The sequence below is a fragment of the Candidatus Polarisedimenticolaceae bacterium genome, assembly GCA_036376135.1.
Classification (GTDB): domain Bacteria; phylum Acidobacteriota; class Polarisedimenticolia; order Polarisedimenticolales; family DASRJG01; genus DASVAW01.
Map to the genome: position 1 here is coordinate 1 of DASVAW010000076.1, position 13,342 is coordinate 13,342.

14 protein-coding genes are annotated in these 13,342 nt (G+C 71.2%); 4 read left to right on the top strand and 10 right to left on the bottom strand.

Annotated features, from left to right (window positions below; translation table 11 throughout):
* On the bottom strand, positions 1–330 hold a 330-nt coding region (locus VF139_07075), incomplete at its 3' end, for a CDP-alcohol phosphatidyltransferase family protein (GenBank protein ID HEX6851155.1).
* 114 nt (positions 331–444) lie between these two features.
* Here VF139_07075 and VF139_07080 point away from each other — a divergent pair.
* Positions 445–1,929 carry a PilT/PilU family type 4a pilus ATPase gene (locus tag VF139_07080; protein HEX6851156.1) on the top strand — a complete coding sequence of 495 codons (1,485 nt, stop codon included), beginning with the start codon at positions 445–447 and terminating at the stop codon, positions 1,927–1,929.
* On the opposite strand, the gene hfq is transcribed toward VF139_07080, so the two are convergent.
* The 9 genes from hfq to VF139_07125 are packed head-to-tail and all read right to left on the bottom strand — an operon-like array spanning position 1,926 to position 9,303.
* A complete protein-coding gene (hfq, locus tag VF139_07085; protein ID HEX6851157.1) occupies positions 1,926–2,198 on the bottom strand; it encodes an RNA chaperone Hfq in 273 nt (90 codons plus the stop codon). The genes VF139_07080 and hfq overlap by 4 nt on opposite strands.
* Positions 2,199–2,229: 31 nt before the next feature.
* Positions 2,230–3,282, bottom strand: coding sequence for a tRNA (adenosine(37)-N6)-dimethylallyltransferase MiaA (gene miaA / locus VF139_07090; protein ID HEX6851158.1), 1,053 nt, complete (start codon positions 3,280–3,282; stop codon positions 2,230–2,232).
* Positions 3,165–3,494 carry a hypothetical protein gene (locus VF139_07095; GenBank protein ID HEX6851159.1) on the bottom strand — a complete coding sequence of 110 codons (330 nt, stop codon included), beginning with the start codon at positions 3,492–3,494 and terminating at the stop codon, positions 3,165–3,167. The genes miaA and VF139_07095 overlap by 118 nt, the downstream gene beginning before the upstream one ends.
* A 43-nt stretch (positions 3,495–3,537) precedes the next feature.
* Positions 3,538–5,766: a SpoIID/LytB domain-containing protein gene (locus VF139_07100; protein ID HEX6851160.1), complete on the bottom strand. Its 2,229-nt coding sequence runs from the start codon at positions 5,764–5,766 to the stop codon at positions 3,538–3,540.
* Positions 5,759–6,325 (bottom strand): GTP cyclohydrolase I, encoded by a 567-nt coding sequence (folE, locus tag VF139_07105; protein HEX6851161.1) that lies wholly within the window; start codon positions 6,323–6,325, stop codon positions 5,759–5,761. The genes VF139_07100 and folE overlap by 8 nt, the downstream gene beginning before the upstream one ends.
* A 5-nt stretch (positions 6,326–6,330) precedes the next feature.
* Positions 6,331–6,678, bottom strand: a complete 348-nt coding sequence (gene queD, locus VF139_07110; protein ID HEX6851162.1) for a 6-carboxytetrahydropterin synthase QueD — start codon at positions 6,676–6,678, stop codon at positions 6,331–6,333.
* Positions 6,675–7,058: a dihydroneopterin aldolase gene (gene folB, locus VF139_07115; GenBank protein ID HEX6851163.1), complete on the bottom strand. Its 384-nt coding sequence runs from the start codon at positions 7,056–7,058 to the stop codon at positions 6,675–6,677. The genes queD and folB overlap by 4 nt, the downstream gene beginning before the upstream one ends.
* Before the next feature lie 14 nt (positions 7,059–7,072).
* Positions 7,073–8,119 carry an amidohydrolase family protein gene (locus VF139_07120; protein ID HEX6851164.1) on the bottom strand — a complete coding sequence of 349 codons (1,047 nt, stop codon included), beginning with the start codon at positions 8,117–8,119 and terminating at the stop codon, positions 7,073–7,075.
* Positions 8,116–9,303 (bottom strand): threonine synthase, encoded by a 1,188-nt coding sequence (locus tag VF139_07125; protein ID HEX6851165.1) that lies wholly within the window; start codon positions 9,301–9,303, stop codon positions 8,116–8,118. Before VF139_07125 ends, VF139_07120 begins: the two co-directional genes overlap by 4 nt.
* A 23-nt stretch (positions 9,304–9,326) precedes the next feature.
* Here VF139_07125 and VF139_07130 point away from each other — a divergent pair, with 23 nt between their 5' ends.
* From VF139_07130 to VF139_07140, 3 genes are all read left to right on the top strand, one after another.
* A complete protein-coding gene (locus tag VF139_07130; protein ID HEX6851166.1) occupies positions 9,327–10,562 on the top strand; it encodes a CocE/NonD family hydrolase in 1,236 nt (411 codons plus the stop codon).
* A gap of 60 nt (positions 10,563–10,622) precedes the next feature.
* Positions 10,623–12,038 carry a DUF4139 domain-containing protein gene (locus VF139_07135; GenBank protein HEX6851167.1) on the top strand — a complete coding sequence of 472 codons (1,416 nt, stop codon included), beginning with the start codon at positions 10,623–10,625 and terminating at the stop codon, positions 12,036–12,038.
* Positions 12,039–12,097: 59 nt separating this feature from the next.
* On the top strand, positions 12,098–13,342 hold a 1,245-nt coding region (locus VF139_07140; GenBank protein ID HEX6851168.1), incomplete at its 3' end, for a matrixin family metalloprotease.

A 13,342-nucleotide genomic window follows, 5' to 3' on the forward strand; every position in this document is an offset into this window, starting at 1 on the left:
CGTCAACCAGACCGGAATCCGGTTGACCATCGGGATCTGCTGGAAGAGCTGCGGGTACTCGGTCAGGAGGATGAACCCCGCCGCGAGAAGGAGCTTGTCCGCCGCCGGGTCGAGGTAGGCCCCGAGGGGACTCTGCTGCCGGAAGACCCGGGCGACGAGGCCGTCGAGCAGATCGGTCACCCCCGCCCCGACGAACAACCAGAAGGCCGCCCCGAAGCGGGCGTCCAGGATCGCGAGGATGAAGATCGGAACCGCGACCAAGCGCAGAAACGTCAGCTGGTTGGCCAGGGTCCAGTTCCCGACCCGGTCCTTGATGCGGGCTTCGCTCATGCGGCCGAACCGTATAGCCCAGCCCCCGCGGTCCCGTCAAACCGGAGAAGTTTGACATCTCTCGCGTGGAACCTATGTTCCCCGCCGAGCGGGCGGGGTTCCCGCACCGAGGACATGAGCACCCAAGAGGACGGCGACGTCATGAAGATCGACGACCTGCTGCGCTTCATGGTCAAGCAGGAGGCGTCCGACCTCCACCTGAAGCCCATGCGGCCGCCGCTCCTGCGACTGCACGGCAAGCTCCTCCCCCTGAAGACCGATCCCCTGCATCCCGACCTCCTGAAGGAGATGTTGCTCGGCCTCCTGACCGAGCGGATGCGGGAGACGCTCGAGGAGCGCCAGGCGGTGGACTTCGGGCACAGCGTGCCGGGCGTCTCCCGCTTCCGCGCGACCATCTTCTTCCAGCGCGGAACGCTCAGTGCGGTCTTCCGCCGCGTCCCGTTCGAGTTTCCGAGCCTCGAGGACTGGGGCCTCCCCCCGGTTCTCCACGAGTTCGCCAACCTGAACCAGGGGCTCGTCCTGCTGACCGGTCCCACGGGCTCCGGGAAGTCGTCGACCCTCGCGGCGCTCATGCGCCTGATCTCGAACACGCAGAACTGCCACCTCGTGACGATCGAGGATCCGATCGAGTTCCTTCTCAAGGACAACCTCGGCGCGGTGACCCAGCGCGAGGTCGGGACCGACACGCCGACCTTCTCCGACGCCCTGCGCAACGCACTGCGCCAGGACCCCGACGTGATCATGGTCGGCGAGATGCGCGACCTCGCGACCGTGCAGACCGTGCTCACCGCCGCGGAGACCGGCCACCTCGTCTTCTCCACGGTGCACACGAACAGCGCGGCCCAGACGATCGACCGCATCATCGACATGTTCCCCGAGGGGAACCACCGCCAGATCCGCCAGCAGCTCGGCACGGTGCTCCAGGGCGTGGTCTCGATGAAGCTCGTCGAGCGCGCCGACGGCCAGGGGTTGATCGCGGCGGTGGAGGTGTTGCGCCATTCCCCCCGCGTGCAGAAGCTCATCCACGAGGGAAACCTCGACGCCCTCGAGGAGGAGATCGAGAACTCGGTTTCCTACTACCGCATGCAGTCGATGAACCAGTCGCTCGCCGCGCTGGTGCTTCGGGGCGCCGTCGCGCGGGACACCGCGCTCGCCGCTTCGATCCGGCCGGGCGACCTCGATCTCATGCTTCGCAAGTTCCTCTACGCCGCCGAGCACGGCGGCGACGAGCCGGGAGATGCCGCCATGGCCGAGCCGCTGAGCGATTTCTCGAAGATCCTCGAGCTGCAGGAGATCAAGAAGCTCTACGACGAGCTTCAGGAGCGCGTCGGCGCCGATCTCGCGGAGAAGGACGACGAGATCCGCAGGCTCCGTGAGGAGATCGCGACCCGGGACGCCGGGGGGGCCGCCGCCGGAGGGGAGATGGACGCGCTCCGGGGCGAGAACGAGCGCCTCACCAAGCAGATCCAACTCCTGCGGCAGGACTACGAGGCGAAGATCGAGCGCCTGAACGCGCGGCTGAAGGAACTGTCCGGCGCCGCCGCCGGAGCGGCCGGTGCGGCTCCCCGCGATCCGGGAAGCGGCTTCTTCAGGCGCTAATCCCCCGGCTCCCTCGGGGCGGTCCAGCCCCCGTGCCCCTCGTCGCCGTGGCCGCCGTGCCGGGCGTGGCTCACCGTCGAGATCGCGTGCTTGTAGACGATCTGCTCGCCGTACGGCCCGTCGAGCAGCAGCGTGAACTTGTCGAAGGCGCGGATCCGGCCGACGAGCTTCTTGCCGTTGGCGAGGAAGACGGTCACGAGCACGTGATCCCGGCGCGCCGCGTTGAAGAACTCGTTCTGGAGGTTCCCACCGTCCGCGTCCATCGTCATGTTCCCCTCCGGCCGCCGGAGTATAAACCTCTCAGACCCCGCCGGAGCGCCAGCATTCGAGGATGACGCGCGTCGCCGCCTCGCACCCCGGCTCCATGTCGACCCGCAGCGCGTCGCGCTCGCTCCGGAACCAGGTGCGCTGGCGCTTGGCGTAACGGCGGGTCGCGCGGCGAACGTCGTCCACGACCGACTCGGGGTCGATCCCCCGCTCCAGCGCGGAGAGCACCTCGCGGTACCCGATCGCCTTGAAGGCGTTGGCCCTCGCGGGAATCCCCGCGGCGAGCAGGCGGCGGACCTCGGCGACGAGCCCCCCGGCGAAAAAGCCGTCGACCCGGGCGTCGAGGCGGCGCGCGAGGACCTCCCGGGGAAGGTCGAGGACGACCTTGAGCGACGGGTAACGCTCGACCCCCGACGACCACGAGCCTTCTTCGCGCAGCCGCTCGCTCCAGCGACCGCCTCCGGCCAACGCGATCTCGAGGGCCCGCACGACGCGTTGCGCGTCCGCCGGCGGGAGACGTCGCGCCGATTCCGGATCGCATCGAAGGAGCAGGCGGTGCAGGCGCGCGGCGCCGTGGCGTTCGGCCAATCGCCGCAAGCGATCCCGGAGCTCCGGATCGCGGGCCGGGGCGTCGACGACCCCGCGAAGCAACCCGCGCAGGTACATCCCGGTCCCTCCCGCGACGATCGGAAGGCGGCCGCGCGAAACGATCCCGAGGATCGCCCGGTCGGCGTCGCGCACGTAATCGGCGAGCGTGTAGTCGCGGAGAGGGTCGACGTGGGAGACGAGGTGGTGCGGGACCCGCAGGAGATCCGCCGGCGACGGCTTCGCGGTCGCGACGTCGAACCCCCGGTACACCTGCAGCGCATCGCAGCCGACGATCTCGCCGTTCAGGCGCTCGGCGAGCGCGGTCGCGACGTCGGACTTCCCGGTTCCGGTGGGGCCCGCGACGACCAGAAGGCGAGGGCTCAGCGCGTGCCGCGCCCCCCGACCATCCCCTCCCGGGTCTGGTCCCGCAGCTCGTCCATCGCCTTCTTCATGTGGTCGCGACAGTAGAGGTGTCCGGGCTCGGTCGGATGGTCGCATCGCGCGCAGCGGGACCCGCGCAGCTTCCGCCCGACCGGCAGGATCATGCGAAGCAACACACCCCCGGTGAGACATCCCAGGCTCAACTTCAGCGCGAGCGGTCCCCAGTGGTCCGAGGTCGCCGAATCGACCCATCCGACCTGACCGCCGAGGAACAGCCAGACCGCGCCCGCGAGCGCGACGAGGCCGAGTTGAAGGAGCATGTTTCCCACGCGGCGAATATAGGCCTTAGCGAGGATCGGGCCACCGCAGCGCTCACGGGATTTCGGTCAGCGAGGCGCCGGAATAGTAATGGGAGAGGATTTGGCGGTAGTCGGCTCCGCGGACGGCCATCCCGTACGCCCCGACCTGGCAGAGACCGACGCCGTGCCCCCACCCCTTTCCGGCGAAGACGACCGCGTCCAGGCGTCCCTGCGCGTCGCGCTGGGGCTCCAGGACGACGAGGTTCTCGCGCAGGTCCAGCAACCCGCGGATGTCGAATCCCTTCACCACCGTCGTGCCGCGGCTCCCCACCACCTCGAGCTCCACCACGCGCCCGGAGACCCCGCGGCGCTTCACCCGGAGGTCCTGGAGATCCCCGACGCCGATGCGCTTCTCGATCGTCGCCTCGAGCTCCTCGCGCGAGCGCCGGAGGTCCCACGCGTAGACCGCCGCGCTGCGGTCGTCGGACGCCCCCTTCACCGGCGGGCGGAGCTCGAGGAAGTCGATGCGACCGTCCGAGCCGCGACGGAAGCGAACGCGGTCCCCGGGCCACAACTGGAGCGACGGCGCCGGAACCGATCGGCCTCCGAGGGTGCCGAAGACGAAGGGGCTTCCCCCCACCGCGACGCTGAGGTCGCCTCGCCCCTGCACGAAGCGGAGGGCGGCGCCGTCGGGACCGGAGAAGGTCGCCTCCCGGAGCGAGAACGCCTCGTAGATGTCCCCCACCCCCGCGAGCAGCCACGCGATTCGAGCGCGGCTCGCCGGCTCGGCGAGACCGAATCCTCCGCCGGCGAGCGGCCGCAGCAGGCCGATCCATGCGAAGTAGGCGGCGATGCGCCGTTCCTCCGGCGCCAGCGCCGCGGCCGACGCGTCCCGCAGGAGCGCCTCGGCGTCCCCATCCCCCACGAGCACGCGGGCCCGCTCGTCGAGTCCCAGGTCGCGGGCGGCCGCGGCGAGCGCCTGCGCGAGGGTCGCCGTCGGACGCTCGGGGCCGGAGGGCGCGGGACGCCCCGCGACCGCCGCGAGCGCGCGCGTCCACCGGCGCAGCTCCGCCGGGCCCACCTCGTGCCGCATCGCGCGCGGATGGATCTCGCCGACGAGCACGCCGGCCGCCGCGAGCAACGCGACCTCCCGCGTGACGTCCGTTCCGGTCTCGTCGACGAGCGGGTCGATCGGCCGGCCCGAGATCGAGACCTTGCGCTGCGCGAGCCCGTCGGCCTCCGCGCGGCACGGGACCCCCTTGAGGTACGGGGCGGCCTGCTCGGGGAAGATCTCCTTCGCGTCCTCGGTATGCCCCCCGCAGGTCGCGGTGTACAGCGCCGCGATCGGTTTCCCGTCCCAGGCGAGGATCTCGCCCGCCGTCGCGGCGATCGCGCGGTCGGAAAGCGGATGCTCGGCCGAGGCACCGCCGTACGCCTGGCAACGCGGCGTCGCGCAGAGGTCGTACCCCCCCTCCTCGAACTGACCGAGGTTCGCGACGGCGTACGTGCGCGCGGCGACCGCCTGCGCCTTCAGTGCCTCGAGCTGCGGCCAGATCTCGGGGCCGAGCTCCGAAGGGACGACGCCGCGCAGGTAGGTCTCCAACTCCAGCCAGTTGACGGGACGAATGCGTCCCTGGGGATCCACGCGAAGCTCGACGACGCCGCGGTAACCCTTCCCGCCCACTTCGATCGTCGCCCCCGGTTCCGCGACGACCGCGAGGCGACCCCGGGCGGTGGGCGTGTCGTTCCACCGTGCGTCGACCAGGCGCAGCGTGACCCCCGACACCTCGCGACGCGGCTCCTCGGCGATCCAGATTCCCTGGAATCCGGCGTCCCGGAGCTTCTCCAGAACCGGCGCGAGCGACGCCCGGTCGTCCCCCTCCCCGAGCCGCACCCGCCAGGAGCCGCGGTCCGGGACGAACCGGACGACGGCCGGGACGCCGAAACGATCCCGAAGGCGGGTGGCCTCGGCTTCCGCGGCCTCCCGCGTCTCGAACGCCGCGACCTGGACGCGGTAGATCGAGCCCGCGTCCTCCTCGGGACCGCCGTCGGCGACGACCACCACCTCGCCGGACTGGGGCGCGTTCCCGACGGCCGTCCCCGTGGACGGATCGACGATGCGGTAAGGCTTCGCGGAGCGTATCGTCACGCGCCGCGCGGGCTCGAGGCCGATGCGGATGAGCTTTCCCGGGGGGGACGCGGCGGTCGCCAGCGCCCGGATCGCGTCCGTCGCGGCGTCGGCCGCGGCGCCGCCGACGGCGGCGCCCGCGACGACGGTCGCGACGACGAGCCGACTAAACACGGCCCCGCGCCAGCAGGTCGAGCACGTCGCGGCGGGCGGAGGCGTCGGACTCGTAGGTCCCGGAGACCGCGAGCGTGACGAGGCGGCTCGACTCCTTGCGTACGCCGCGCAGGGTCATGCAGGTGTGCTCGGCCTCGAGCATCACGAGGGCACCGCGCGGACGAAGGACGCGGCCGAGCGTCCCGAGGATCTGCGAGGTCAACCGCTCCTGGATCTGGAGCCGTCGTGCGTGCGCGTCGACGACGCGGCCGAGCTTGCTCAGCCCGGCGAGCCGTCCGTCCGGGAGGTACGCGACGTGCGCGACCCCCGAGAAGGGGAGCAGGTGGTGGACGCAGACCGAGGCGAATCGGATGTCCCGCACGAGGACGAGGCCGGAGCCTTCCGGGGCCGACGTCCAGGTCAGCTCGGCCTCCGGATCGAGGGCGTAACCCTCGACGAGGTCCTCCTCCCACGCCTTCGCGACGCGCTCGGGGGTCGCCTCGAGGTCGTCGCCGGGAAACCGCTCGCCGAGCCCCTCGACGAACGCCCGGATCCCCTCCACCATCTTCGCCCGGTCCATTCCGCTCACTCCCCCCGGTAGACGACCGCGCAGCGGCGCGTCTCCCACAGCTCGATCTCCACGAGACCGGGAAGCGCCGGCTGCAGCCGGCGCCACATCCAGACGGTCATGTTCTCGGCGCTGGGGTTCTCGATCAGGTCGTTGAGGTATCGGTGGTCGAGCAGGTCCACGACCTCGCGCTCGACGATCGTCTTGAGGTCGGCGAAGTCGACCGCGAGGCCCGACGTCGGATCGACCTCGCGATCGACGGTCACCGCGAGCCGGTAGGAATGGCCGTGCAGGTTGCGGCACTTCCCCGGGTGATTCGGCAGGACGTGCGCCGACTCGAAGTCGAAGAGCCGCTTGACCCTCACGCCAGCCCCAGGTCGGCGCGCGAGCGGCTCATCTCCACCCCGACGGCGTCGACGATCCCGTCGATGACCGGCGTTTCCTTGCGCACCCGGATCGTCGCGCGCTCCGCCGGGAACTCCCGCAGCAGGCTCTCGAGCACGGTGAGGGCGAACGACTCGAGAAGCTTGTGGGAGGGGCCGCGGCCGACCTCGAGCACCGTACGGTAGACCTTCGCGTAATCGAGGGTGTCCGACATGCGGTCGGACCTGCCGGACCGGGTGAGGTCGTAGGCGAGGCTCACGTCCACGTTCAGCCGAACCCCCACCTGGCGCTCGAGCTTGGTCAGGCCGTGGAAGCCGTGAAACTTGATCCCTTCGACGAAGATGCGGTCGCCGTTCCTCACGGGATCGGAGTCTATCAGAGCGATCCGTACGCGGCGGCGGCCGCCCGGCGGTCGAGGCCGGCCGCCACCGCGGCCTCGATGCCCGGACGGGGATCCATCGGCGCCACCGGCCAGTCGGAGCCGAACTCGAGACGCGCTCCCGAGCGCGCCAGCGCCGTCCACGGGAATGCGTGCGCCGCCCGGCGGCCGAGCGCGGGCTCCAGGATCGCCTCGTCGAGCCGGAGGTGCGCCGGCTGCATCGAGGCGACGACCCCGAGGCTCGCGAACCGCGGGAGGTCGGCGGGGTCCACGATCTGCGCGTGCTCGACGCGGAATCTCCCCTCGGGGACGCGCTCCGCGACGTCGAGCGCGAGGCGAACCGCCGCGTCCCCGATCGCGTGGAAGGCGACCGGCCACCCGCACGCCACGGCGGCGCGCACGCGCGGGAGGATCGACCCCATCTCCTCCCGCAGCTCCCCACGCCCGCCGCGGTCGGCGTACGGCTCGAGCATCGCGGCGGTCCGCGCGCCGAGCGTGCCGTCGAGGAACACCTTGCGGGTGGTGACGGCGATCCACGGATCACCCGGCGGGAACCGTCGCCGCAGCGCCGCCGCTTCCTCCTCGTCGAGATCGAGGGGGAGCCACGCCTCGATGCGGCAGGTCAGCTCCCCCGCCTCGCGAAGCTCCGACCATGCGTCGAGGGAGAAGGGCTCGACGATGTCGACGACGCGATCGATTCCGACCGCCGCCAGCTGCTCGAGCCCGGAGCGAAGCGCCGCACCGCGCTCCTCGCGAGTCGGGGCGGGAAGCCGGCGCCGGAGCGCCTCGTAGTCCGCTTCTTCCACCAGGCGCGGCTCGCGGGCATCGGGGTGGCCGAGCGCGCGCAGTGCCGCGCCGTTGAGCCAGGCCGCGTGCCCGTCCCCGCGCGCGAACAGCGCAGGCTCGTCGGCGGGAAGGCGCAGGATCGCCTCGCGTGCGGCGCGGGCGCTCGACCATCCGAACCGCCGCGTGAAACCGCCCACCCGCGACGCCCGGTCGAGGAGACCGGCCGAGAGGTGGGTGTGGGCGTCGCGGAACCTCACGGCACGACGAGGCCCGGGACGTTGGGGTACTTGAGCCCCGATCCGGTGTTGAAGAGCACGACGCGTTCGTCGGGCCGGATCCACCCCGAGGCCGCGAGGCGACGCGCGGCGACGAGGGTCGCGCCCCCCTCCGGCGCCGCGAAGATCCCTTCGCCGCGGGCGAGCTCGAGCTGGGCCCGGGCCATGTCCTCGTCGGAAACGGCGACCGCCGTCCCTTGCGACTCGTAGAGCGCCTGCAGGATGAGCGCGTCGCCGTACGGCGACGGGACGCGAAGGCCGCTCGCATACGTGCGCGGCGATTCCCACGCCGCGGCCTTCTTCGCCCCCGCTTCGAACGCCTCGACGATCGGCGCGCACCGTTCCGCCTGCACGGACACCAGGCGCGGCCGACGCCCGCGCGGGACGAGTCCGAGCACCTCCATCTCCTCGAACGCCTTCCACATGCCCACGAGCCCCGTCCCGCCCCCCGTCGGGTAGACGACGACGTCGGGAAGGTCCCACCCGAACTGCTCGGCGAGCTCGTACCCGAGGGTCTTTTTCCCCTCCAGCCGGTACGGCTCCTTCAGGGTCGAGAGGTCGAAGTACTCCGCACCGTCGAGCGCGGCGCGCATCGCGCTCCCGCACGCCGAGAGGTCGCCGTCCACCAGGTGCACCGTCGCTCCGTGCGCGACGCACTCGAGCCGGAAGGGATCGGGCGTGTCGAGCGGGAGGAAGACCTCGACGGCGAGTCCCGCCGCCGCGCCGTAGGCCGCGGCGGCCCCGGCCGCGTTCCCCGCCGACGGCAGGGCCACGCGCCGGGCGCCCAATCGCCTCGCCATCGTGATCGCCGCCGCCATCCCTCGCGCCTTGAACGAGGCGGTGGGATTGAGCGCCTCGTCCTTCACGAAGACGCGCTCGAGCTGGAGGGCGCGTCCCACGAAACGGACGGGCGCGAGCGGCGTCATCCCCTCGCCGAGCGTCACGGGATCGTCGGCGCCCGGCAGCACCTCGGCGTAACGCCACATCGACGGAGCTCGCGAGGCGATCCGGTCGGGGGTGAGCACGCGAGCCGCCTCGTCGAGCCGGTATCGGGCCAGCAGGATCCCCCCGCAGCGGCAGAGGTTGCGGAGCTCCTCCACCCCGAACGCGGCGCGGCATCGGGAGCACTCCAGCCACTCGAGAGTCGAGACCGCGCCGACCTCCACGAAACCTCCCCTAGAATCCCGGCTTGAACCTTGCGGGGGCGGAAGCCAACTTAAGCCAGGAGCCGAAGACCGGGCAAGCGATGACCGACTGGAAACGGAAGATCCGGATCACCCGATTCGACCGCGTCGTCCTCGGCGCGGGGCTGCTGCTCGTCGCGGCCGCCGGCGGATTGCTCTGGCTTTCCCAGATGATGGTCGCTCCCCCGCGCGCGCGTCTGAAGGACTCGGTACGCCCCGTGATCGGGATCACCATGCGCGAGCGGGAACCGTCCGGGCTCGAGATCCGGCGGGTGGCCTCCCCCGCCCGCGAGGCGGGGCTTCGCGTCGGGGATCGCATCGTCCGCATCGACGACCTGAGAAACCCCACCATGCAGCAGCTCGTCGGGCACGTGCGCGAGGCGGAGGCGGGGCACCGGTTCGCGATCGAGGCGAGACGCCCCGCCGGCGACGGCGAGAGCCTCGTGCTCGTCGACCTTCTCGCGGACGTCCGCCCGGTGAGCCCCGCCGACGAGGACCTCCCGTACGAGAACGTCACCTTCGACGGGTTCGGCGGCCTGAAGCTGCGGGGCTGGTACATCCCCGCCCCGGCGGGATCCGGACGCTCCCCGGCGGTCGCGTACGGGCACGGGAACGCCGCCGACCGACGCCAGTGGCTCCCCGCGGCGGCGGAGGTGCACGAGGCCGGAATCGCCCAGCTCCTCTTCGATTTCGCGGGGCGCGGCGAAAGCGACGGCGAGGTGATCTCCCTCGGGGCGCACGAGTCGGCGGACCTGCGCGCCGCGCTCGACTGGCTTGCCAAACGTCCCGACGTCGACCCGCGGCGACTCGGACTCGCGGGGAAGAGCATGGGCGGCGTCGCCGCGATCCTCGCCGCCGCCGACGACCCTCGCGTGCGAGCCCTCGTTCTCGACAGCCCCTTCGCCGATCTGCGCCAGACGGTCGATCGAGCCCTCGAGGAGCGGCATCTTCCCGCGGCGATCGTCCGTCCGGTCGTGTTCAAGCTCGCGGGTTTCCGCGCCAACTACGACCCCGACACCGTGAGACCGGTCGAGGCGATCCGCCGGGTGAAGGCGCCGGCGCTGCTGCTGCACGGCACGGCGGACACCGTGATCCCCGCGTCGGACGCCGAGGCGATCCGCGCCGCCGCGGCCGGGCCGGTCACCTACCTCCCCCTCGAGGGGATCGACCACAACGACACGCGCCCTCCCGAGGTGTGGGATCGCGTGGCGGCCTACCTGAAGGGCTCGCTGGGGCGGTAACCGGGAACTTCCCGCGGCTTTTCCTGTCCTATCATCCCGAGGGAAGAAACGGAGGACTCCATGCGTTCCCCCGCCTTGATCGCGTGTGCACTCGCGGCGGTCGCCGCCGCCCACGCCCAGAACCTGCCCGACTCCACCTCGATCGACCGCACCGGCGTGTCGGTCACCGTCTACAACCAGAACCTCGGCCTCGTCCGGGAGACGCGCACCCTCAAGGTCGACCGCGCGGGGGTGTCGTTCCTGCGGTTCATGGACGTGCCGCAGCTGATCAACCCGCGGACGGTTCACCTGAAGTCGCTCACCGCCGGGGCCGACCTCGACATCCTCGAGCAGAACTACGAATACGATCTGATCTCCCCCGAAAAGCTCATGGAGAAATACGTCGGCCGCGAGGTCGAGGTCGTCGAGCAGGCCGAGGACCTCACCACGCGGGTGTCGAAGGGGACCCTCCTGTCGGTCAACGGCGGCCCGATCTACCGCATCGGCGACCGGATCGTCCTCGGACTGACCGGAAAGGTGACCCTCCCCGAGCTGCCGAAGGACCTCGTCGCCTCTCCCACCCTCGTGTGGACCGTGAACGCCGCGAAGGCCGGCGCGCGCACGGTGGAAGCGTCCTACCTGACCGACGGCCTCAACTGGGCGGCGGACTACGTCGCCGTCGTCGATGCCGACGACAAGCTCGCCGACCTCACCGGCTGGGTGACGATCGACAACCGCTCGGGGGCGAGCTTCGAGAACGCCACCTTGAAGCTCGTCGCGGGGGACGTGCGGCGCGTGACGCCGGAGCGGATGTACGAGGACGCCGTGCGGATGCAGGCCGCCCCGACGATGGCGAAGGCCCAGCGGTTCGAGGAGGAGGCGTTCTTCGAGTACCACCTCTACACCCTCGACCGCCCCTCCACGATCAAGAACAACCAGACGAAGCAGATCACGCTCCTTCAGGCGAGCTCGGTTCCGCTGGTCAAGAAGCTCCTCCTCGTCGGCCAGCCCTGGTTCTACCGGAACCAGGGGGGGACGCTCACGCAGAACGAGAAGGTCGCCGTCGTCCTCGAGATGAAGAACGCGAAGGAGACGGGGCTCGGAATGCCCCTCCCCAAGGGGACGGTGCGGGTCTACAAGAAGGACCGCTCCGGCGCCGAGCAGTTCGTCGGCGAGGATTCGATCGATCACACCCCGAAGGACGAGACGGTCCGCCTGCACGTCGGCGACGCGTTCGACGTGGTCGCCGACCGGACCCAGACGGAGTGGCGCGCGATCAGCCCGCGTCAGAGCGAGTCGGCGTATTCGATCTCGATCCGCAACCGCAAGGAGGAGAACGTCGTCGTCACCGTGCGCGAGCCGGTCGGCGGCGACTGGACCCTGCTCTCCTCCTCGATTCCCGGAACGAAGGTCGACGCCGGGACCGTCGAGTTCCAGGTCCCTGTGCCGAAGGGGCAGGAGGTGAAGCTCACGTACCGGGTCCGGGTGAGCTGGTAGTTCCGCCGACTTTCAGAACCGAAATCGACGGGCGTCCGACGGACGCCCACCTTGTCCTCATGCTCCCGCAGGCCTTCGTCCTCGCCGCGCTCTCCGTGTACGTGCCGCCGGAGGAGGTGGCCCGCGTCGCGCCCGTCGTCGTCGAGGGGACGGTCGAGCGGACCGCCTCGGGGCTCGATCCCGAGACGGGTCGGCTCGCGACCTACGTCACCCTCTCCGTCGGACGGGTCCTGCGCGGCCCGAGGACATGGAGCACGGTCGTCCTGCGCGAGCCGGGCGGCCGCTTCGGCGACCTCGAGCACGCCCTCGACGCCGTCCCCGTGTACGTCGCCGGAGAGAGGGTCGTCGCCTTCCTCGAGGCGGCCCCCGACGGCGCCCTGCGGACCGCCCATCGGTTCTTCGGGAAGTTCTCCTTCGTCGACGACGCCCTCGAGCGCGATCTCTCCGGCCAGGGGCTGATCCTGCGAGCCCCGGCCGAGGCGGAGCGTTTCTCCGCCCACGATCTCGTCGCGACGGTCGAGACGAACCCCTACCGGCCGGGCGGGATGCCGCGTCTTCCTCTCCCGGTTCCTCCGGAGCTCGACCGCGTCCTGTGGGACCCCTCGACGGAGCGCCTCGCGCCGTCGGGCGTTGCCAACGGCAGCGGCGGCGCCCTCGATCTCGCCGCCTCCCCGAACGGGACCGGCGGGATCGGTCTCGATTTCGCCCCCCTCAACGCCTCGACGCCGGTGCGGTGGAACGAGTCGGACTCGGGGAGCGCGGTCGTGGTGAACATCGAGCCCGCGCGCAACCCTCTCGCGAACGCCGCGTCGGCGGTGAGCGAGATGAAACGCGCGATGACGGCGTGGACGAACGTCCCCGAAGCGCGCGTCGTCCTCCAGTCGGGGAATGAGAGCTACAACTTCACCGGCGCCAACGCGCAGGGCCCCGCGGACGCCTACCCGCCGACGAACATCATCCTCTTCGGCGACCCCTACAGCGACATCACCGACCCGTCGGGGTGCTCGGGGACGCTCGCAATCGGCGGGTACTGGAACTCGGGCTCGGCCGGAACGACGGTCAACAACGTCACCTTCCGCCCGGCGCTGCGCCTCTACGTGATCTTCAACAACAACTTCGAGTGTTTCCTCGGGATCGCGGACAACTTGGCGGAGGTCGCGACCCACGAGCTCGGACACGGGCTCGGGTACGGCCACTCGGCGGTCGCCGACGCCGTGATGCGCTCCTCGGCTTACGGCGGCGGGCGCGGCCCGCGCCTGGGGAACGACGACATCGACGGCGCGCATTGCCACTACCCCCACGCG

What these genes read in the sequence shown, in the direction of transcription:
- VF139_07080 (HEX6851156.1), top strand. Translation starts at nt 445, where the DNA reads ATGAGCACCCAAGAGGACGGCGACGTCATGAAGATCGACGACCTGCTG.
- hfq (HEX6851157.1), bottom strand. Translation starts at nt 2,198, where the DNA reads ATGACGATGGACGCGGACGGTGGGAACCTCCAGAACGAGTTCTTCAAC.
- miaA (HEX6851158.1), bottom strand. Translation starts at nt 3,282, where the DNA reads ATGCGACCATCCGACCGAGCCCGGACACCTCTACTGTCGCGACCACAT.
- folE (HEX6851161.1), bottom strand. Translation starts at nt 6,325, where the DNA reads ATGGACCGGGCGAAGATGGTGGAGGGGATCCGGGCGTTCGTCGAGGGG.
- VF139_07135 (HEX6851167.1), top strand. Translation starts at nt 10,623, where the DNA reads ATGCGTTCCCCCGCCTTGATCGCGTGTGCACTCGCGGCGGTCGCCGCC.